The organism is Dyadobacter crusticola DSM 16708, assembly GCF_000701505.1.
Classification (GTDB): Bacteria; Bacteroidota; Bacteroidia; order Cytophagales; family Spirosomataceae; genus Dyadobacter; species Dyadobacter crusticola.
In genome coordinates, this window is the sequence record NZ_JNJB01000006.1 from 175475 (window position 1) to 197500 (window position 22026).

At 48.2% G+C, this 22026-nt stretch carries 18 protein-coding genes; 6 read left to right on the top strand and 12 right to left on the bottom strand.

Going from position 1 to position 22026, the window contains the following annotated elements; genetic code table 11:
• The first annotated feature begins 31 nt into the window (after positions 1 to 31).
• Entirely contained in the window at positions 32 to 499 is a 468-nt protein-coding gene (locus Q369_RS0109205; protein WP_229206782.1) for a GNAT family N-acetyltransferase, read from the top strand.
• 64 nt (positions 500 to 563) lie between these two features.
• On the opposite strand, the gene Q369_RS0109210 is transcribed toward Q369_RS0109205, so the two are convergent.
• A complete protein-coding gene (locus tag Q369_RS0109210; RefSeq protein ID WP_031527514.1) occupies positions 564 to 956 on the bottom strand; it encodes a hypothetical protein in 393 nt (130 codons plus the stop codon).
• Between the two features lie 157 nt (positions 957 to 1113).
• Positions 1114 to 1854 carry a lysophospholipid acyltransferase family protein gene (locus tag Q369_RS0109215; protein WP_031527515.1) on the bottom strand — a complete coding sequence of 247 codons (741 nt, stop codon included), beginning with the start codon at positions 1852 to 1854 and terminating at the stop codon, positions 1114 to 1116.
• A 142-nt stretch (positions 1855 to 1996) separates the two neighbouring features.
• On the opposite strand from Q369_RS0109215, the gene Q369_RS0109220 reads away from it, so the two are divergent.
• Positions 1997 to 2983 (top strand): acyl-ACP desaturase, encoded by a 987-nt coding sequence (locus tag Q369_RS0109220; RefSeq protein ID WP_035333190.1) that lies wholly within the window; start codon positions 1997 to 1999, stop codon positions 2981 to 2983.
• 50 nt (positions 2984 to 3033) lie between these two features.
• On the opposite strand, the gene Q369_RS0109225 is transcribed toward Q369_RS0109220, so the two are convergent.
• A complete protein-coding gene (locus Q369_RS0109225; protein ID WP_031527517.1) occupies positions 3034 to 5025 on the bottom strand; it encodes a T9SS C-terminal target domain-containing protein in 1992 nt (663 codons plus the stop codon).
• 160 nt (positions 5026 to 5185) lie between these two features.
• Positions 5186 to 6640, bottom strand: coding sequence for a S41 family peptidase (locus tag Q369_RS0109230; protein WP_051663988.1), 1455 nt, complete (start codon positions 6638 to 6640; stop codon positions 5186 to 5188).
• 213 nt (positions 6641 to 6853) lie between these two features.
• Here Q369_RS0109230 and Q369_RS27600 point away from each other — a divergent pair, with 213 nt between their 5' ends.
• A complete protein-coding gene (locus Q369_RS27600) occupies positions 6854 to 7093 on the top strand; it encodes a DUF433 domain-containing protein (RefSeq protein WP_031527519.1) in 240 nt (79 codons plus the stop codon).
• Positions 7077 to 7403: a DUF5615 family PIN-like protein gene (locus Q369_RS0109240; RefSeq protein ID WP_031527520.1), complete on the top strand. Its 327-nt coding sequence runs from the start codon at positions 7077 to 7079 to the stop codon at positions 7401 to 7403. Before Q369_RS27600 ends, Q369_RS0109240 begins: the two co-directional genes overlap by 17 nt.
• Here Q369_RS0109240 and iolE read toward each other — a convergent pair.
• The 8 genes from iolE to iolB form a co-directional block, all read right to left on the bottom strand.
• A complete protein-coding gene (iolE, locus tag Q369_RS0109245) occupies positions 7400 to 8302 on the bottom strand; it encodes a myo-inosose-2 dehydratase (protein WP_031527521.1) in 903 nt (300 codons plus the stop codon). The two genes, Q369_RS0109240 and iolE, sit on opposite strands and share 4 nt — an antisense overlap.
• 155 nt (positions 8303 to 8457) lie before the next feature.
• Entirely contained in the window at positions 8458 to 10323 is a 1866-nt protein-coding gene (gene iolD / locus Q369_RS0109250) for a 3D-(3,5/4)-trihydroxycyclohexane-1,2-dione acylhydrolase (decyclizing) (RefSeq protein WP_031527522.1), read from the bottom strand.
• A gap of 25 nt (positions 10324 to 10348) precedes the next feature.
• On the bottom strand, positions 10349 to 11299 hold the full coding sequence (locus Q369_RS0109255) for a class II fructose-bisphosphate aldolase (protein WP_031527523.1): 951 nt from the start codon (positions 11297 to 11299) through the stop codon (positions 10349 to 10351).
• A 204-nt stretch (positions 11300 to 11503) separates the two neighbouring features.
• Entirely contained in the window at positions 11504 to 13117 is a 1614-nt protein-coding gene (locus tag Q369_RS0109260; protein WP_031527524.1) for a sodium/sugar symporter, read from the bottom strand.
• Positions 13118 to 13272: 155 nt separating this feature from the next.
• The gene (iolG, locus tag Q369_RS0109265; RefSeq protein ID WP_031527525.1) at positions 13273 to 14301 is read right to left on the bottom strand and encodes an inositol 2-dehydrogenase; all 1029 of its coding nucleotides are present in this window, start codon (positions 14299 to 14301) and stop codon (positions 13273 to 13275) included.
• 116 nt (positions 14302 to 14417) lie between these two features.
• Entirely contained in the window at positions 14418 to 15884 is a 1467-nt protein-coding gene (locus Q369_RS0109270) for a CoA-acylating methylmalonate-semialdehyde dehydrogenase (protein ID WP_031527526.1), read from the bottom strand.
• Positions 15885 to 16002: 118 nt separating this feature from the next.
• The gene (gene iolC, locus Q369_RS0109275; protein WP_031527527.1) at positions 16003 to 17010 is read right to left on the bottom strand and encodes a 5-dehydro-2-deoxygluconokinase; all 1008 of its coding nucleotides are present in this window, start codon (positions 17008 to 17010) and stop codon (positions 16003 to 16005) included.
• 205 nt (positions 17011 to 17215) lie between these two features.
• On the bottom strand, positions 17216 to 18076 hold the full coding sequence (iolB, locus tag Q369_RS0109280; RefSeq protein WP_031527528.1) for a 5-deoxy-glucuronate isomerase: 861 nt from the start codon (positions 18074 to 18076) through the stop codon (positions 17216 to 17218).
• Positions 18077 to 18201: 125 nt separating this feature from the next.
• On the opposite strand from iolB, the gene Q369_RS0109285 reads away from it, so the two are divergent.
• Complete coding sequence (locus tag Q369_RS0109285) at positions 18202 to 19233, top strand: LacI family DNA-binding transcriptional regulator (protein ID WP_031527529.1); 1032 nt, start codon at positions 18202 to 18204, stop codon at positions 19231 to 19233.
• A 100-nt stretch (positions 19234 to 19333) separates the two neighbouring features.
• A complete protein-coding gene (locus tag Q369_RS0109290) occupies positions 19334 to 22006 on the top strand; it encodes a DUF3857 domain-containing protein (RefSeq protein ID WP_084165693.1) in 2673 nt (890 codons plus the stop codon).
• Positions 22007 to 22026 lie beyond the last annotated feature (20 nt).

A 22026-nucleotide genomic window follows, 5' to 3' on the forward strand; every position in this document is an offset into this window, starting at 1 on the left:
TTTTGCTGTTTCAAATTACTCAACACTCCTGATGAAACAGTCGATGATCAATTCAAGTCAACTCCTGATCCGAACCGCCACAGACGAAGACCGTAATGCAGTTTATAAGATGATATGCGGACTGGAAAACACAATACTTGATCGGCAGGGCTTTGATTTTGTTTTTGACAGAAACCTGAAAAGCAATAACATTCGCTACTTTCTGGCATTTCTTGATAATAATCCGGTTGGGATCGTGAGCTGCCATATCCAGCCGCTTTTGCACCACGCAGCGCTGGTATCCGAGATCCAGGAAATGTATGTAGAGCCTGAGTACCGGTCTTTACAGATCGGCAAAGCATTGATAGAGCGCGTGGTGAATTTTGCTAAAAAACAGGGCGCTATCCAAATGGAAGTCACGTCCCGCAATATCCGGGAACAAGCCCATCGCTTCTACCAGCGCGAAGGTTTTGACAATTCGCACGTCAAGCTTGTGAGGTATTTCAGAGATGAAGCATAAAAAAGCGCCGGATCAAAGACCCGGCGCTTTCTACATTACCCTAAACCTTCAACTGCCATAAAAATTAGTATCTCTGTCTGCGTTCGCGCGCCCAGTGATCGCCTCTGCGGCTGCTCATTCTTCTGGTATCCGCCATTAATCTTTGCAGGTCTTCGCGAATAATCCGCGCTTCCCGTGGAGACAATCTGCCCCGGTGGCTGAATCTCTGTTCACGCGCTTCGATCCTTTCGTATTGGACCATCAGCGCATTGGCTTCACGGGAAGAAAGGGTGCCGCGTTCCACGCCCATTGCGATCTGCTGGCGAACTTCTCTTTGCAAGTGATTGATGTCGGAGCCCCGTCCATTGCGTTGACTGTTGTGGTAGTCGCCGCGAGTATCATAGTGGGGACCATACTGTGCGTTAGCGGAAGAGAAACCAAGAACAAGTACTGCGGCGGCAAAAAGTATCTTTTTCATGACCAATAAATTTTTAAGTTCGTTGGTTAGAGGGCCGCAGGATATAGAGGTTTAAATGGGCATTGTTAACAATTGTTAAGGCAAGAAAGTGAGGGTAAAAATGGTTGCGGGGATTGTTGGGATAGGCTGGTAACACATTGTCATGCAGTGTGCTAAATTACTCAGCAATGCGGATTGTCTTTCTGATCTCCTCCTGTGCTTCGGCGAGAACTTCTTCCACTTTTCTTCCGGCCGGTTCAATGCCCGGTAAGACTGTCCAGCTAAGTTGCGCGAAAGATTTTAGCGGGAAAATTCCCTTGGGATTAAAAGCGCCTGTTCCATCGATTGCTACGGGGACGATCAATGCATCCGGGGCACGTTTCAGCAAAGTAGCTACGCCGCCCGAAACAAACGGGCGCATGATCCCGCTGGCAGTGCGGGTGCCTTCGGGGAAAATGATGGCGGATGATTTTTCTTCCTGGATCAGCCTGCCCAAACGCGCAATCTCGGTGATAGACTGCTTGCCGTCTTTACGGTCGATCAATGCGGCGCCGCTTTTTCGCAGGTTGTATGAAATGCTTGGAACGCCATTTGCAAGTTCTATTTTGGATACGAACCTTGGTCTGTATTTTCGCAGGTACCAGTAAATGGCGGCAATATCAAAGCTGCTCTGGTGATTGGCGACGAATATAATGGGACGATTCTCGGGGAGGGTGGTGCGTGTTTGCAACGTAAGTCGGGCACCGGTGAGGTATAAACCGAAGCCCAGACTGAAATTGAGCCACTCGACGGAAGTACGATGTGCTTTTGGCCCGAATATGTTAAATGCAATTACCTGGATAACATGGAAAAGCAGGAGAGTAACACCAAAATGAATCAGATATACGACACTTAACAGATAATCCAGGATTTTTTTCATTCGTATTTTTTCTGCAAAAGTAACCTAAAACTGTTTTGTTTTATCCTAAATTCTGGAATTCGAAATGACTCCTGTCATGTAAAACTTACAGATTATTGACGTTATTTGTAAAATATAATTGAGCGTTAAAACGAATTTGACAATGGACATCGCACTTTCAGCAGAGAGGCTTGAAGTCATGAAGCACATAGGAAAGGACCTGGATGCACTGATAGCCGAATATCTTAAGCCAATTGACGAAAACTGGCAACCTTCTGACTTTCTTCCCGATTCCAGGAGAGAAAATTTTGCCGGCGAGGTGAAACTTTTGCAAGAAAGCTGCCGCGATCTGCCATACGATTACATTGCAGTTCTGATAGGGGATACCATTACGGAAGAAGCATTGCCGACTTACGAATCCTGGTTGGTGGATGTGATCGGTGTAAATCAGGTAGACGAGCCTGAATCGGGCTGGGTAAAATGGGTAAGAGCCTGGACAGCAGAAGAAAACCGCCACGGCGACCTTTTAAACAAATATTTATACCTCTCCGGCCGCGTGAACATGCGCGCAATGGAGGTATCTACCCAATACCTGATCGCCGACGGTTTCGATATCGGCACCGACAGAGATCCTTACCGGAACTTCATCTACACGTCATTTCAGGAGCTTGCTACCAATGTATCTCACAGACGTACGGCAACTCTGGCCAAGAAATTCGGCAACCCACATTTGTCGAAAATTTGCGGCGTGATCGCGTCTGACGAAGCCCGTCACGCGAAAGCCTACAAAGCGTTTGTTACCCGCATCCTGGAAGTTGATCCTTCTGAGCTGGTACTTGCGCTGGAAGATATGATGAGAAAGAAGATCGTCATGCCGGCGCATTTTATGCGGGAGACGGGCATGAAGATGGGCGAAACATTCTCGCACTTCTCGGATGCAGCCCAGCGGCTCGGCGTTTACACAACACAAGACTACATTGAAATACTCGACAGCCTGCTCGCTGAATGGGAAATCGGAGCGGTAAAAGGAATCAACGAAAAAGCGGAAAAAGCGCGCGACTACCTGATGGCGCTGCCCACCAGGTTGAGAAGAATCGCCGACCGGACGCGGGTCCCTGACCTGAGTTACGAGTTCAGCTGGATCAGCTAGTATCTTCGAAAAAAATCTCGAACGCTCTTCATTCAGAAGGGCGTTTTTTGTTAATAGAGCAGCATTACTGCTCCCTTTTTCTGAATAACCTTGCCTTTACCTGAGGTACCCACTATTTCCCAGACGTAAGTTCCGCTAACCGGATTTGCGCCTTTGAAGCGGCCGTCCCATCCGGAATTCAGCTGGTCTGTCGCAAATACCACTTCTCCCCAGCGGTTGTAAATACGGAAATACTGAATAGACGCAATATCGTTCAGAATAGGCAGCAGTACTTCGTTCTTACCATCTCCATTCGGCGTGAATGCGTCGGGGATAACAATGCTTTCTGATCGTTTGATAGCCAAATTGACCTGCCCGCTACCCTTACAGCCGCGCTCAGAAGTGATCTCTACTGTATAAGTCTGATCTTCCTGCAAGATAGTTACTGGACTCTGGCTCGCCGGATTGTTGAGCCCGTTGGGCGGCGACCAGGCGAATGTAGCGCCGTTCAGATTGAGGACCTGCGGCGATGAGGCACTGAGCTGAAAAGGGACATTGTACTCGATCGTCGCGTCAGGAGTGACGCTCACCTGAATAGCCGGCAGTACTTCAACCCGGACCGTATCCGAAACTGTGCAAAAACCTTTCGTGGCAGTTACCACATACTGGGTGCTGCTTTCAGGATTTGCTGTCGGTGTTTTAGAAGTCGCATTGTCCAGCCCCGCAACAGGCGACCAAGAGAAACTCTCGCCATTTCCCGTTGCCGCCAAAGCTACCGACCCGCCTGCGCAAACAACGGTATCTGCATTGACGCTCAGGTTGATATCACTTTTGAAATCCACAGCTACGGTTTTGGCAACTGTACATTCATTCTGATCTTTCACGTAAACGCGGTAACTTCCGGTCGGTACTACAAACACCGGATCCGTTTGGTAGTTAACAGAATCGAGGGAGTATTGGTAAGGTTCGACACCCTTGCTTCCATTCAATGTAATCGTGCCGCCGCTTCCCGTTTCACAAGTTCCCGATATGGAGGTTGTTTCAAGATCCAGCGTACTGATCACAGCCTGTTTCCGGTTATAGAGTGAGTTCCCGCATGCATTGTTAATGACAGTCAGTGCAACATCCTTGGAGCCGCCGCTATCCCAGCTTACCACATAAGGTCCCATTCCGGAGCCGGAAATCACCTTTGCGTCGCCCCATTCCCAATTAAAGGTGTAACCTGTTCCCGGCGCAGGAATGATGCCGGTGTAGGTTATCACGATGTTTTTGGGAAAGCCGCAGCTTGGATTGGGTGAGATGGAGAAGTCTGCGTAGGTGTTTACATTGGCCACAAAGCAAATGTCGCGGTATGCACTGTCTACATCTGTCTGCGAGAAGTATTTGTTGCTGAAAGACAGGTAAGCGAAGTTAGCCGAACCCGATTCACAGGACTTCAGCCTGTCGTCACGGAATATGTAAATGGGCGAGCCCGCTTTGCCGACATACCTCTTTTGCGCGTCGTTGTAAGAAGTAAAAAGGGTATTGTTCACATACACATCCATAATCCCCGTTTGTCCATTGCGCGTGAATGTGAGCAGGTAGTAAGTCGATTTATTGAAAAACGGACAAGCGCCCGCAATTCCCGACGGATAAAAATCAATGCAACGATCTTCGGAGCCGGGCGTACTTTTGAAATAGATACCCTCATCCAATGTGCCGTTTGAAAAATCAATGATCCGCGCCCAGGTGGTACCCCAGTCCGTCACCTTGATGTACATCTGAATGGAGTAATTGTCGGTGATTGCTCCCTCATCATTCGGGTAAGACAGCCCCCAGTTCAGCGTGTTGTGGTAAACTGTTCTTTGTACGCCGCAAGGAAGCCGATCTTCGGGGTAAGTTCCGCCTGTGGTACCGGCGGCACAAGAACCCAAAGCGGGCACTTGCGTAAGAGCCGGTCCGCATTCAGGCTGCGCGACTAACAAATCTTTATAAAAACGATAAGTATGTTTTACAGACTGTCCTGCCGCAGTTTGTATGAAGTAAAGGCAAAAGAGAAGAACGGGTAGAAATTTGAATCTCATAGAACAGCCACAACCAGAAACGATGAACGTGAGCAAAACGGTAACAAAATTACTTCAAAAGCAGGCAAATCGGTGGAAAGGCGGCCATTTTGTTTTAACCAAAATAAAGGGGAAGCCTGATTGCCAGACTTCCCCTTTACAAAATCAATTATTAGTCGCATTACAGGTTCAGCAATGCAGGTTTTTCCGAGCGGATCATCAGGTTGCGTGGCCCCTGCAAATCATCACGGAGTGATTTACGGAAGGAGTTGACGGTTTTGGTTGCACCGACGCGCAGGTTCGTGCTGGCAGGAATTCCCATTACGTCCAGCGCCTTTCGGAACAGCGTTTCATTTTCGTCTCCGAACGCAAGATAAGGCACTCTGGAATCTTCGGTCAGATAATCCGGCGTCATCCCGTTTACAGTTCCATAATCGGATTTATCATTTGCATTGACAGTCTGGCCGAGCATGACATACGCACCCCAGTTCCATCTTTTCTTATCGTCGTTGATGAGCGAACCGAAGAGGTTTTTGCCTGCTGTATTTTCACCGATTGTAACCACGTCCATGTAAGGTTCAAGTCCGTTGATCACCAGCTCACTCGCTGAGGCAGTTCCGTTTGAAGTAAGTACGAAAACACGGTTAAGGTTGTTTCCAATGTTATTGGCTTCGTTCTGAAACTTGTAGTTGAGTGCATCTGTCCCGTTCGTGCGCTGCCAGTAAGCATTGTATTTATCATTCCAAACCTCTTTGTAAAACACCTTTGAGGTGGATATGTTTTTCCCGATCAAAGAAGCGAGTGTTTTTGCCGAGCTGATATATCCGCCCGAATTAAGCCGCAGGTCCAGTACCAGTTCGTTCACGCCTTTGCTCTTGAAATCTGCAAATATCTGGCGCAGCTCGTTGTCGTATTTGTTTTCATCGGCTGCGGTTCCTGGCACAAATTGCGTGTAGACGAGGTAGCCGATTGTTTTACCGTAAGCCGGTTTAGATATCACCGTTGAGAATGCGACAGGATCCTCGGTTACCTCTGCTTTTGTAATGGAAACCGTATTGTTGGTAGCTGTAATGGAGGTACCCTGGAACTGGCCCAATGTAAGCGTGATGGTTTCAGTGGCATTTAGCAGGTTTGCGTAGTTGTTGGCAGTAAGCTGGGTACCATTGACTTTAAGAAGAATATCGCCGCGTTTCAGACCTGCCTGATCAGCGGGACTGCCTTTTACCACATAATTCAGGAACACACCTATATTTGAGTTTCCGTTATCAATGTAGGAAAGCGAGTAGCTGATCCCGAAAATTTTGCTGATTCCATTAAACTCATTCTGCAACGAGGCAATATCATTGGTTACACCTGAAAAGCGGTCTACCGTAGCGCGTTGGTATACCAGCTTTTCGAAGTATTGGTAAGGATCCGCATTGGCGTCCAGACTTGATTTGGTAGGCATTTCCTTGTACCAAAAGTACGCATCGTTCATAATCTCGTACAGCCAGTTGTTTACAGCAACATGATCTGTACTTGCAGTAGAATCAACAGCAGTTTCGATATCCGGCGCAACTTCCTTCTCCTTGCACCCCGCCGCTACCAGTACCGGAAAGAGTACATAAAGCAAATTCAATCTTTTAACATTCAGCATATTAGTAGGTTTATATTTAAGTAAACTACTGGTCCATAAGCACGATCAGATTTGAGTTACATTAACGAATCTGATGACTTATTACGTATGCTTCCTGCGAAATGTGCCGATTCAGGATTGAGAAACTGGGGAGTTGGTGAGTGCCTGAAAGAGAGTTGTCAATTTTTTTTATTTTTAACGTTACTTATCGGAATTGTAAACGTCAAAAGAGGTATGGTAATCAGTGAAATCATAACGATAGACCAGGAGATACTTGGCGGAGAGCCCGTTTTCAGCGGAACGCGCGTACCGATAGTGTCTTTATTTGATCACCTTGAAGCAGGTGTGTCCCTGAATGTTTTTTTGGCTGATTTTCCGACGGTTTCGAGGGCGCAGGCTGTTGCGCTGCTCGAAACCGCAAGTAAATTATTGTCCTCTAAAAACATTGAACAGCTATATGAAGCTGTTGCTTGACGAAAACTTGCCAAAAAGATTGAAGACAGACTTTCCTGATCATGATGTTTTTACAATTCGTGATCTTGGCTGGAATGGGAAAAAAGATGGAGAACTTTTGTCATTGTTAGAAGCGCACCATTTCGATGCACTTCTAACATTTGATAAAAACATGAAGTACCAAAACTTTAAAAGAGCAAATATCACAGAAATGGTGCTCTCTGCTAAGATTAACTCCTACGAAGAGCTTTCTAAATTAACCAACTCGTTGCGGGCATTTCTTAAAAAGCCGACGCTTCCACCCGGCGTTTTTACATTTCGGGCAGACTAAATCCCAGTTAAGCTCCTGAAAAAATTTCTGGCGATGATAGCGTATTCAAGTGGATTTGCTTTGGCTGGGTCCTGCTCAGCTTCGAGAACGATCCACCCCTGGTAATCGCTTTCTTTGATGATCGCGAAAAGGGAAGGGAAGTCAATGCAGCCCTCGGGATCTCCCGGAACAGTGAAGACGCCGTTTTTTACAGCCGTTAAAAAGCTCAGCCTTTCATCATGCACCCGCTGTAACACATTCGGGCGAACATCTTTCAGGTGGATATGTGCAGTTCTTCCAATGTACTTAGCCAGCGCATCCACCGGGTTTTCACCCGCAAAATGGAAGTGACCGCAGTCATAATTCAGGTACACATTTTCCGGATCCGTTTCATTGAGGAGCCGGTCGGTTTCTTCCATGGTTTGAATGCACGTCCCCATGTGGTGGTGAAATGCAAGCTTCATACCGCGGTCGCGCGCGATTTTTCCAAGTTCGTTCAGGCCGAACGTAAAGCTGTCCCATTCATCTTTGGTTTTCAGCATTCCTTTTCCTTCCAGAACAGGTACATCCATTCTTCCCTGACAACTATTGCCGGTCTCGCCACCGCCGATCACTTTCGCGCCCATTACTTCCAGGAAGTCGAGCAATTCCGTAAAGTTCTTCCTGTTTTCGGCAAATGATTTGGTTGTAAGTTCGTAGCTGTTCCATTGATTGCAGATCTGCAAGCCGCGGAGTTCCAGCGCTTTTCTCAGCACATTGATGTCGCGCGGAAACTTATTACCTACTTCACAACCCGTAAATCCGGCGAGTGCCATTTCGCTTACGCATTGCTCAAAAGTATTCTCACCGCCGAGCTCCGGCATATCGTCGTTAGTCCAGTTAATCGGCGCAACGCCCAGTTTGATGTTCTCGAAGTTCATTTTTTTATGTGGAGGAAAGGGAGGAAGGAGGAAGGGGAGGATGTAATTTTTCCCTTTCCAGTCTTCAATCCAATCCTATGTTTTAATGTTAGTTAATATATAGATCCTCCCTTCGTCCCTCCTCCCTTTCCTCCCTTTCCTCCCTTCTCTCCCTTTCACAAAAACACCCTCTGTGTCTTCTTGTTTTCCTGGTAAGTTTCAAATGCCTGCTGCACCTTTTCGGAAGTTGAGACTTCTGCTATCGGCACTTCCCACCAGGCGTGGTAGCCTTTGACTGTCCGGTACAAACTCGTTTCAATGTAAATTACAGTCACCCGGTCGCTTGTCTTCGACGCGGCCAATGCAGCCTCCAAAGAATCCTTGTCCGTCGCTTTGATCACGTTGGCTCCCAGACTTTCTGCATTTTTGGCAAGATCAACGGGCAGGAAGCCTCCTGATAGCTGGCCTGAGTTTTCCTCTCTGTACTTATACATTGTTCCAAAGCGCTCGCTTCCAATGCTTTCTGAAAGTCCGCCGATGCTGGCAAACCCATTGTTATTCAAAAGCAGGATCGTAAATCTCACAGCTTCCTGTATCGCCGTGACAATCTCATTGTTGTTCATCAAATACCCTCCATCGCCGCAGATCACGTACACTTCCCGCGTTGGATCGGCCATTTTTGCACCCAGGCCGGCGGCTATCTCGTAACCCATGCAAGAGTAACCATATTCAAGATGGAAATTCTTGGGATCCGTGGCTCGCCACAATTTGTGCAGGTCACCAGGTGCACTGCCTGACGCATTGATCATCACGTCGCGATCGTCCATAAAGCTGTTGAGCGTCCCGATCACAACGGCCTGGTCGATCGGGGGCGCGGTACTGTTTCCTTCCAGGTAGATTTGCGTTACTTCGTCGTCCCAGGCTTTGTTCATATCAACAACACGCTGGCGGTATTCGGCCGGCACCTGATAGTCGCCGATCAGCTGCGAAATTTCTTCCAAAATGACCTTCGCGTCACCGGTTACAGGCAATGCAGCGTGCTTGAATGCGTCAAATTCACTGATGTTGATATTGATAAACTTAACCTCCGGATTCTTGAAAATAGATTTGGAAGCCGTGGTAAAATCACTGTAACGCGTCCCAATGCCAATGACAAGGTCAGCTTCATTTGCGATTTCGATCGCGTACTTGGTCCCAGTCGCGCCCAGGCCGCCAATGCTGTACGGCGCATCGTAACGCACTGCACCTTTACCGGCGAATGTCTCTCCAACAGGGATGCCCGTTTTGGTGGCAAAATGATGTAAAGTTTCGCTGGCGCCACTGTAAATCGTACCGCCGCCCGCCACAATCACCGGATTCTTGCTTGCTTTAATCCATTCCGCCGCTTTTTGCACAGTCGGAACATCCGGTCTTGGCCGGCCTACATGCCAGACTTTTTTCTGAAAAAGCGATTCCGGGAAATCGTAAGCATGCGTTTGCACGTCTTGCGGCATCGATAATGTGACAGCGCCCATTTCTGCTTGCGAGGTCAGCACGCGCATTACCTCAGGTAAAGAATAAATCAGCTGCTCGGGGCGATTGATCCGGTCCCAGTATTTAGAAACGGGTTTGAAACAATCATTGACTGAAATATCCTGTGTCGACGCACTTTCAAGTTGCTGTAAAACCGGGTTTGGCTCCCTGCTCGCAAAGATATCCCCGGGCAACAGCAGCACAGGCAGCCGGTTAATTGTCGCCAGCGCCGCGCCGGTAAGCATGTTGGTCGCACCCGGACCAATGGAAGTAGTGCAGACAAACGCGCCCAGCCTGTTTTTTACTTTGGCATAAGCCACTGCGGTATGTACCATCGATTGTTCATTCCGGCACTGGTAGTATCTGAAATCGGGATTTTCCTGTAAAGCCTGACCCAGACCAGCCACATTGCCGTGGCCGAAAATGCCAAAACAGCCCCCGAAATAAGGAACTTCCACGCCGTCGCGCTCGATGTATTGATTTTTCAGGAATGTAATCGTAGCCTGAGCTACTGTAAGTCTTCTCGTCATAATCCTAGAAATTTTCTGATCTGGTTCAGGAGTTGATGTTTTTAAATTCTCCGGCCTTGTTTGTACAGCCGAAAAGCGCAAATTTTTTCAGCATAAACTGCTTGTATTCTTCCATGAACAGCTTTCCTGGTGTGGTCGGCGCAAATTCCTCGGGGCGGTCCCGGAAAAATTCACGGTTCACCATTGTCCAGAGCAGCCGCGTATCAGTCGCAATGTTGATCTTGCAGATACCCAGCGGGATCGCCCTTTTTATTTCTTCTTCCTGAACTCCCTTTGCATCGGTTTTTAGCTTGCCGCCAGCTGCATTGATGCGGCCGATTACTTCGGGAATCACATTCGAGCCGCCGTGCAGCACGAGCGGAAAACCCGGAAGTCTTTTCTGGATTTCTTCTAGAATGTGAAACTGTAAACCCTGGCCTCCAGAGAATTTATAAGCACCGTGACTGGTACCCACTGCAATCGCCAGACTATCACAGTCTGTCGCACTTACAAAGTCGACCACTTCCTGAGGGTTGGTGTAAAAAGAATGGGCAGCATCAACAGTCAGATCGTCTTCCACACCCGCCAAAACGCCCAGTTCCGCTTCCACACTGATATTCTTTGCATGCGCCTTTTCTACCACGACCTTGGTTCTGGCTACATTCTCTGCAAAACTATCATGTGAAGCGTCGATCATCACCGAGGTATAGCCGCCTTTCTCAATCGCATCAAAAATGTGTGCTTCGTAACCGTGGTCCATGTGAATGGCATAAGTTACATCCGGGTAGATCCGTGCGGCGGCGCCAATCATCGAGAGTAGCATTTCGGGGTGCGCGTAGTCTCTTGCAAAAGGCGTCGTTTGAACAATAAACGGCGCCTGAGCTTCCTGCGCCGCCGCAAACAGACCATGGATTTCCTCCATAAAAAACACATTCACCGCCGGAATCGCATAGCGGGAGTAGCATTGAGCGAAGAGTTGTTTGGTGGTTAGGAGCATACTTGGCTTTCGGCTTTCGGCTTTCGGCCGTCGGCTTTTTTGATCTGGTAATTTTTTGGTTGTCGGCTATCGGCTTTCGGCCGTCGGCTTTTTTGATCTCGTAATTATTTGGTTACTACGACTCATACTTCATTCTTGTAACCATCTAAAATATTGGCCCAGCCAACATATAATAGCGGATAGCCGACTGCCGACTGCCGAAGTCTACCAAAACACCGTATACAACGCCGCTATCACTCCGCATATCAATATCGAACCGATCACGAAGCTTTGGCCGGGCATGAACATTGATTTTTCTATTTTCAAGCCCTTCGGATTGTTGCGGCTTTTTGGGTCTGCCAGGGTGATTGCAACGATGACCGCGCAGAGTATCAGGAAGATGTAGCCCATTCTGTCAAGAAAAGGTACTTCTGGCGCCAGGAATTTTCCGGCGGTTGATAGCGGGATTGTGAGCAATGCGGCTGTCAGCGCGGCTGCGGAAGTTGTTCTCTTCCAGAACATTCCTAAAATAAAAATCGCGAATACGCCTGGTGTGATAAAGCTGCTGTATTCCTGGATAAACTGGTAAGCCTGGTCAAGCACACGCAGCTGCGGCGCGATCAATACGCCGATCGCCATAGCTACATAAATGGTATAGCGACCAATGCGGACCAGCTGCTTCTCGGAGGCATTTGGTGCAATGTATTGTTTGTAAATGTCGAGTGTAAATATGGTTGAAATACTGTTCGCTTTTCCCGCCAGGGACGCTACTATCGCTGCTGTCAATGCAGCAAAGGCCATTCCTTTCAAGCCAGCTGGCAATAAGTTGAGCAGCACGGGATAGGCGTGATCGGGCTTTACTGCACCTGCTCCGTCGAGCATTTCCCGCTGGAACATTCCGTTTTGGTACAAAACAAAGGCTGCAATTCCTGGAATCACGACGATAATCGGGATCAATAGTTTAAGTAAAGCTGCGAACAGAATACCCTTGCGCGCAGTCGGCAAATCGGCTCCCAGGCTACGTTGAATGATGTATTGATTGCATCCAAAATAAGCGAGGTTATTGATCCACATTGCACCTATGATCACTGTTAAGCCTGGTAAGTCTTTGTAAAAAGGATTTTCTTTCGGCAAGATCATGTGGAAATGGGAATCGGCCTGGTCCCTGAGCAATGCGAGTGCATTGAAAATGCCGGGCTTGTTGAAATGCGTGGAAACAAGGTCCAACGCAAGATAAGTAGTAGCCAGTCCGCCCAAAACGAGCACGATTACCTGAACCACGTCGGTATACCCAATCACTTTCATGCCCCCGATTGTAATGATTACCGCAAAAATGCCGAGCCCGATGATTGCATAGTTGAAATCCAGCCCCGCAGTAACTTCCAGGGCAAGTGCCCCGAGGTACAGGATCGAAGTCAGGTTTACAAAAACATATAACAACAGCCAGAAAACCGCCATAATTGTCGCCACCGTAGGATTATACCTTTCGCGCAGAAACTGCGGCATGGTGTAGATCTTGTTTTTGAGATACACCGGCAGAATAAACACCGCCACTACAATCAGCGAAGCCGCCGCCATCCATTCGTAGGAAGATATTGCCAGCCCGATTGCAAATCCGGAGCCGGACATCCCGATGAAATGTTCGGCAGAAATATTGGAAGCAATAATCGAAGCGCCAATCGCCCAGAACGTCAGCGAACCTTCGGCTAGGAAATAATCTGTTGAACTGACTTCTTTTGCTGTTTTCTTCTTGTAAATCCAGTATCCATAAGCAGATACGCCTATCAGATAAATAAAGAAGACAACATAATCCAGCGATTGCAATCCGGTAGTGGACATTCGGGTTTTAGGGGTTAGGGTAAACTATTGGTCATTGGTCGTTATTCATTGTTATTTGTTGTTTCGTAAGCTTTTGTTGATTTACGAAAAACAAAAATGAGTTTAAACAATAAATGACCACACCTGACCATAAATGACAAAAAATGTCAAACTACTCACGCCTCTGCCAGCTGCAAAACCTCACTCATTTTCACAATTCTGCCTTCTGTAAGTGACCGCATCGCGGCAATGCCGATGGCAGTCGCCATCAATCCGTCGTGCGCGTCAACAGGGGATGGTTTGTCATTCAGCACGCAATCTATGAAAGATTTGAGGCAAACGCGATAAGCAGTTTCATACCTTTCGAGGAAGAAATGCAGGGGCAATGAGCTGTGGCCGCCATTGCTATCGAAGTGGATCAATGTATCCGTTGTGTTGTTTTCAGCCTTCGCCATTCCCTTCGAACCAAAAATTTCCAGGCGCTGGTCGTACCCGTAAACAGCCTTGCGACTATTGTCAATTACGCCGATCGCACCGTTTTCGAATGTCAAAACGATTACCGCCGTATCAATATCACCAAACTCCTTAATCTCGGGGTGGATCAATGCATCGCCTTTTACAAACACCTCTTTCACCTCACTTCCCACGATGTACCGCGCCATATCGAAGTCGTGGATCGACATGTCCAGGAAGATCCCGCCTGAAATTTTCAGATATTCGACAGGTGGGGGCGCCGGGTCGCGACTGGTAATGCGAAGTATGTGCGGGTCACCTATCTTGTTGGCCTCGACAAGTGTTCTCACATTGTTGAAGTTGGCATCAAAGCGACGGTTAAAGCCCAGCATAAGCTTTACCCCGTTTTCAATTACAGCTCTTTCTGCCGATTGAATCGCCTCTAATGTAACGTCAAGCGGTTTTTCACAAAAAATATGCTTCTTCTGCTGTGCTGCCGCCACTGTGTAAGGAACGTGGAACGGAGTAGGGGAGCAAACAATTACAGCTTCGACATCGGGATGATTGATCACGTCGTAAGCGTCGGTTGTTACCTCTTTTACCCCCAGGTTTTTTGCAAATTCGTGCGCAGCCTGAGATACGTCCGAAGCGATGATCACTTCTGCGTCCGGCATATGGTGCATCAGGTTGCTAAGGTGGATCTGGCCAATCCGGCCCAGTCCGATCACACCAGTTTTAAGTTTCTTTGTCATTTAATTTGGCTTTCGGCTGTCGGCCATCGGCTCTCAGCACTTTATTCTATATACTTGATTGTTATAAATTTTTCAGCGAACAGCCGGCAGCCGACAGCCGACGGCCGAAAGCCGCCCTAAAATTTTCTGGTCCATTCTTTCAGCCAGCGCTCGATTACCACTTTTGTTTGGGTGAAGAATTCGACAGCGTGTTTTCCCTGACCGTGCAGGTCGCCATAGAAGCTTTCTTTCCAGCCCGAAAATGGGAATTGTGCTACCGGGGCAGCTACACCGATGTTGATCCCGATATTGCCAGCCTCGGCCTCGTGACGGAATTTGCGCGCACTGGAACCGCTGCTGGTGAAGATGCAAGCCATATTTCCGTATTTTCCGGAGTTAATAAAGCGGATCGCCTCGTCGATTGTATTAATATGTATCAGACTGAGAACAGGGCCGAAAATTTCCGTTGAAGCAAGCTCCCCGTCAAGCGGAATATCTTCAATAATAGTCGGGTTAATGAAGTTACCCTGCTCGTATCCATTCACTTTTGCATTCCGGCCGTCTACCAGTAAACGTCCGCCTTCATGTACTCCTTTTTCAATGAGTTGCTGCACACGGTTCTTGCTTTCACCGGTAATCACGGGGCCCATTAACACGTCGCTATCGAGGCCAAAACCTGTCTTCCGGTTCCTTGCAGATTCTACCAGACTTTCTGTAATGTCTTTGTGCTCGCCTACCGTGATAATGGTAGAAGCTGCCAGACAACGTTGTCCCGCACAGCCGTAAACGCTGTCGATTACGATTTGCGAGGTCATTTCAATGTCTGCGTCCGGTAAAACGATCACCGGATTTTTGGCACCGCCCTGTGCCTGCACGCGTTTCCCGTTTGCTGCACCTTTGGAATATACATAACGGGCTACATTCGACGAGCCCACGAAGCTGATGCCTTTGATAACTGGATGTTCCAGGATAGCGTCCACCGTTTCGCGTGCTCCCTGTACAAGGTTCAGTACGCCTTTCGGTAAATCAAGCTGCTCCATCAAACCCACGATTTTTGTCATCGTAAGCGGCACTTTTTCGGAAGGTTTGATGATATAGCTGTTGCCGCAAGCCAGTGCGTAGGGCAGGAACCAGAATGTGATCATTCCCGGGAAGTTGAATGGCGCAATGCACGCGCAAACGCCCAAAGGCTGCCGGATCATGTATTCGTCGATTCCTTTGGCAATATCCTCTGAAAATTCCCCCTGGATCAGGGTAGGGGTTCCGCACGCGTTTTCTACGTTTTCGATCGCGCGCACCATTTCCGCTTTTGCTTCCACGAAGGTTTTGCCGGACTCCAGTGTGATCGTCCTCGCAATGTCGTCGAGGTTATCTTCCAGCAGTGTTTTGAGTTTGAAAAGATATTGTACCCGCTTGGAAACCGGCGTACTTCTCCATTCCTGAAAGCCCGCCTGCGCTGCTGCGGCTGCATCCGCCACATCCTGGTGGTTACCAAAAGGTACCTGAGCCAGCACTTCCTGAGTGGCAGGGTTCAGCACATTTTCAAAGTGACCCGAGTGGCTATCGACCCACTGTCCGTTGATATAATTTCGTAATCTTTCCATGATATCGATGTTATGTCCCTCTGGGACTACCTATGTTATGTCCCGCTGGGACTTTTTTTCTTTTCTATCTTCTTCCTTCCTCCCTTTCCTCCTTCCTGCCCTTCCTCCGTCCTCCCTCCTACAATCCCCCATAAGAATCCGTGAACTCCACCACTTCTTTGAAAGTTGGCATGAAGTTGGCGCAGCCTTCGCGGGTGACGATGATGGCGCCGCAGGCGTTGCCCATTCTTACACTTTTGTACAAATTCCAGCCATTTAGTAAGCCGTAAGAAAAGCCTGCACAAAATGCGTCACCCGCCCCGAGTACATTCAGAACGTCTACCGGGAATCCGGGGACTTTTACTTCTTCCTTGCCTGGTTGAAATATAGATGCGCCGTCTTTGCCGCGTTTGACAACGAGCGTTTCTACTCCCGAGGCCAGGATTTCATTAATTCCATTTTCAATATTACCCCTGATTTCAGGCGCGGAGATCTGCTGGTGTTTGATTAGCAGCTGTTCTTTGTCTGTCAGGAATGTGGCGAGGATCTCTTCTTCTGTGCCTACAACAATATTGAAGCTTCCAAGTGCAGCACGGAGTGTTACACCGAATGCGCGGGGATCAAACCATTGATCTGCACGGAAATCGATATCGAGCAGCCTGATCACATTGTTTTTCTTAGCAAGCTCCAAGGCATAAAACATCGCGGTCCGGCTTGGGTCCTTGCTGAATGCAGTTCCCGAAAAAGCAGCTGCTTTGAACTGTTCGAAAGGAATAGCCGCAACGTGATCAATATTCAGATTAATGTCTGCACAGTTCTCACGGTAGTATACGAGCGGAAAACGGTCAGGCGGTTCTATACCCAAAACCACTGCAGAACTGCGCGTACCTTCGATCACCGGAACCCATTCCGTGGAGATACCTTCTTCCGTCAGGAAGTGTTTAATAAAATTGCCCACCTGATCGTCACCAATTCCAGTCAGGATCGCCGTTTTAAGGCCAAGCCGCTGACCCCCCGTAGCGATATTCAACGGACAGCCACCAACAAATGCATTAAATGCTTCGATCTTCTCAAATGGGCTGCCCACATTGGCCGAATATAAATCAATGGAAGAGCGCCCGAGCGTCAGGAGGTCGTAGGTTTTCATTGGCAGTCGGCTTTCGGCAGTCGGCCGTCGGCAGTGTTAGGTTAGGATTGGAAAGCTGTTTTATAGTCAATGCTTGGCACTTGTTGTCCAGTATTGTCATTAATTGTCACTTATTGTACGGGATGGAACCGGAGAATTACATTCAAGGCTAAAAGCCCAAAGCCAGCCGCAAAAAGCTGACAGCTGAAAGCCGAAGGCCCAAACCTCATCCATTCATCTCCGCAGTCACAATCGGTAATCTTGGGTCCTGTCCTTTCCAGGTTCCGTAAATCCAGTCGTGGTCGGGGTCGGAGGTGTTGGCGAGTGACTGGTCGCTGCCGGCCAGGAAGTTGAGGTAGTAGACGTTGTAACCGTGCCCGGCTACTACGGGATGGTATCCTTTTGGGACAAGTACCACCTCATTGTGCTTTACGCGAATAATCTCGTCGAGCGAGCGGTCTTCCGTGTAAACCTGCTGAATGGCGTAACCCTGCGGCTTGTCGATTTTGTAAAAATAAATTTCTTCGAGGTTGGCTTCGAGCAAAGTGCCGTCAGCGGCTACCTTCCTTTCATCGTGCTTATGCGCAGGAAACGAGCTCCAATTGCCCGATGGCGTATATACTTCGACGCATACAATCTTGTGACAATCGAAGCCGGGTTCGAGCAGACTGTTGATTTGCCTGTTCGCATTATCGCCTCCCCGGTACTCGATCGCGGCTTCTTCCGGACGCTTCATTCTTGGCGGGTGGTCTTCGTCGGATAGGACTTTACAGATCGCAATATCTGTATTGGGTGCCTGTGCTGTAAGTACAAAAGCAGTATTGCGGGACAGGTACATGGCGTGCCCAATGCCGCTGAAAACATCTTTCCTTCCATTGCCTGTCTCCCAGGTTTGCCCTGCTGCTTCTACCTTGAAATTTCCACCTAAAAGCACAAAGCAATATTCATATTCTCCGGTATTGCCGGTAATTTCTTCGTTTACATCCAGTATTTTCGCCTCAAAGTTCAAATAGCTCCACCCGGCCTGCTCCGCTGTCAGCGAATGGTAGGTTTTAGCGTTTTCAGGCTTAATCAGTAGGTCACTCATTGTGGTAATCGGATAGATTTGCACAATGATAGTGTTGTATAAATTAAGTACAAAATGTAAATATGTTAATACTGAATGCAAACGTTTGAAAAAATTTTAAAGAATCAATCGCTCTAATTCGACAAATGAATTCCTCTCGGCCCGTTACCATTAAAGATATTGCTCGTCGCTTCCGGTGCTCGCCGTCGACCGTTTCAAGGGCATTGAACGACCATCCTGCGATCAATGAAGACACCCGGAAAAACATCCAGGAATATGCCAGGGAGGTAGGTTACCAGCGAAATGAAGTGTCGCTCAGCCTGTTAAATAAGAAGACCGCCTCGCTCGGCGTAGTAGTGCCGACGATCAGCAACTATTATGAAACTGCGGTCATAGAAGGCCTGCACACGGTATTGCAGCCGCTTGGGTACACGCTGAATATCTGTGTTACCAATGAGAATTATCTGCTTGAAAAGGAGTATCTCGCCAAGCTGCTGTCCAATCGTACCGAGGGTATTTTCCTATCGGTATCCCAGGAAACCTACGACTCGGGCTATTACGAGCATTTGGAGAGCGTCATCCAACGCAAAACGCCGCTGATTTTCATTGACCGGGAATATGAAGATTTCGAAACCAGCCGGGCGACTGTCGACGACTACCACGGTGCATTCGCTGCGGTAGAGCATTTGATCAATATCGGGTATAAAAAGATCGCCCATTTGAAAGGCCCCAATGGACTTACTGTTTCTGAGCAGCGTCTGAAAGGTTATGTGGATTGTCTGAAAAAATACGAAATGCCGGTACTCGACGAGCTGATTATCAATACAAACTTCAAAGTCGAAAGCGCTATTCTTCCTACCAAGCGACTCCTTGAAATGGCTGCTCCGCCGGATGCAATTTTCGGGGTAAATGATCAGGTAGCGATCGGGGCAATGCGGGTGGTGAAAGATAAGGACCTGAAAATACCGCAGGAAGTCGGACTGGTTGGCTTTGACAACTCACCGATATCCGCTTACACTTTTCCCTCATTAACCACCGTCAGCCGCCCGGGCCGCAAGATCGGAATGGAAGCTTCCAGGCTCTTTCTCAACCAGGTAAACGGTTCCGGAGACTTTTCCCACGAAAGCATTGTACTGCCCTCAGAGCTGGTGATCAGGGAATCGACTTTGCGGATTTAGTAGGTTGAGAATGAGCGCAGAGATAATATCTGATTTGCTACAATCAAAAATGTAGAATTACTTATCTTGGTGAACTAAAAACCTCTATCCTTCATTTCGCTTGATTCTTCACGCTACTGCCGCCAGAGTTTCTCTTTCTGTATTGCTTTGCTTGCTGCTATTTACTCCATCACTATTTGCTGGTCCCAGGGTCAGCATTTCGCCTAAGCCCGGGTGGATCGTCCCGGTGACGCCTGCGGGAAAGCCTGCTTTGCGCAAAGATATTGCGGGCGGCTTTTATCTTGCTTTTTCAGATTATCAGGTAAATCTGGACGAACAGTCTGGGTACACCCATTTTACCCGGCAAATCATATCTGAAAGCGGCATTCAGAACGGATCTGATATTACCGTCACATTTGATCCCACCTACGAAAAGCTGGATTTTCACCAGGTAACCGTTTGGCGCGATGGTAAAAGTACTTCCCAGCTGCAACTGGCAGAGATCAAGGTAATGCCGCTTGAAACCGACCGGCAGCGTTTCATCTACAATGGATATTACACAGCTTCCATCATTCTCAAAGATATCCGCAAGGGAGACCGCATTGAAGTAGCTTATTCACGTAAGGGCTGGAACCCGGTGTTTGAGGGTAAGTATTCCGATTTCTTTTACTTCGATTCGTTCGACTACACCCAATACCAGCACGTCGCGATTGTCGCAGATCAGAAAAGGGCTTTGATTTTTAAGGATTTCAATAAGCCACCTGCGAGAAAAGTCACTGCCGGGGATGGCAAAAATGTTTATGAATGGGAAGCGACAAATGTGAAGGCCACTTCTTACGACGACTATGTGCCGGCCTGGTACAATAAAAGCCCTCTTGTGCAGGTAACAGAATTTAAAACCTGGAAAGAGGTAGTGGATTGGGGAGTAGCACTTTACAGTGACACCAAACTCGCCGGTGCAATCAAAAGCAAGGTGACCGGCTGGAAAAAGGACGGGGAAAGCGAATCCGAGTTTATCGGGAAAGTCGTGCGGTTTGTGCAGGATGAGATCAGGTACCTGGGTGTCGAAAGTGGCTTGAATTCACACCGGCCGCATTCGCCTGAGCAGGTGTTCCGGCAGCGTTATGGGGATTGCAAGGATAAAGCATTTTTGCTGTGTGCGATCCTGCGGGACCAGGGCATTGAATGCGATCCGGTCCTCGTAAATACATACAAACGGTCCCATTTATCGGAGTACCTGCCTTCGCCGATTGATTTCAACCACGTTGTGGTGCGCATTCAGGAGTCTGCGGGCGTACCGGGCAGACCGGAAACGAAGATATTCAAGTTTGTAGATCCCACCATTTCCCTGCAAGGCGGTAGTTTGAGCACGATCAGCTTTCCGCCTTACGGTTCAGGTTTATTGCTTCGCAAAGGACAGATCAAGCCGATTTCCATTCCATTACAGGGAACAGGCAATATTTCTGTTACCGAAGATATTTACCTCCCGCATCGCGGCGACACGCTGACACCGGGGCAGATCCAGGTAAAAACCGTCTATTTCGAATCGCTCGCAGATGAGATACGGTCGACATTCCAGGAAAATGTTACCTCTGAAACTGAACAAGCCTACCTCAATTATTACCGCGAAGTATACAAGCACACGGAACTTGACCTGGCGGACACGCTCACTTACTACGACCAGCGCGATGCTAACAACTTTTCAATGCTTGAAAATTATACGATGCTCAAGGCGTGGCAGTATGATTCGGCGAGCAGGCGTGAATACTTCGGTGTGCTGGGGAAAACGCTTTATGACCAGCTGCGCATTTTACCCAAAAAGTCAAGAAAAGATCCGGTAGCACTGCAATTTCCCTATCACAATACCTACAAAATCCGGGTACATATGCCCGAGTATTGGAACATCAAAAAGGAAGCGTGGCGGATTGAGCGGGCAGCTTACACTGTTTCATTCAGTTCGGATTACATTCCCAGGGAAGCTGTTTGGGAACTCTCTTATGAGTACAAAATCCTGCAAGACCATGTTGCCGTTGAAAATGTAGCCGAATTCCGGAAAGATATGGCCAGGCTGGCGGAAAATCTCGATATGGAACTTCGGGCGCCCACATCGGACTCATACTCAGACTCACCGATCAACTGGGCAATGGTGCTGGTGTCGCTACTGACTGCGGCAGGCTGTGTGTTGCTTCTTCGCAAGCTTTACCGTTACTCGCCACTCAGTGGCCAGATCTCAGAACCCGCGCTACCCTTCGGCTCGTGGATACTGCTGACAGGTGTTCAGGTTGTTATCTTCCCGCTTGTCACATTTGCAAACCTGACATTTACTGGTGGTAGGCTCTATTTTACCAATGCCGGCTGGAATACAATGACCGGGCATTCGTCAATGCTGGAATTTTTTTACAGAGTTTCGCTGGTATTTGAGACAGTCGCATCAACGATCATATTCTGTTTCTCGATTTTGCTGGCTGTTTTGTATTTCAAAAAGCGTGATTCTTTTCCGCAGCTTTTCTCTTTTTTTCTGATTGGAAATGTAGTTTTCGCTATGATTGGTGTCATTGAAGCTAATACAATCTATGCAGAGATCGCCGGCTTTGACGCAGATCTTGTTTACAAGCAGATTGTTCGGACGCTCATTTCGGCGGCAATCTGGGTGCCGTATTATTACCAATCCAAGCAGGTCGCGCAGACGTTTGTAAATACATACCCACCGGGAGGCGCGCTTGAATATGCATACGAAGAAAGCCAGGAAGCAGGAGAAAATGAATCCGGTGAGATGCAGCCTGACGAGGCTTAGAGCAGCTTGCATTCTTCTTT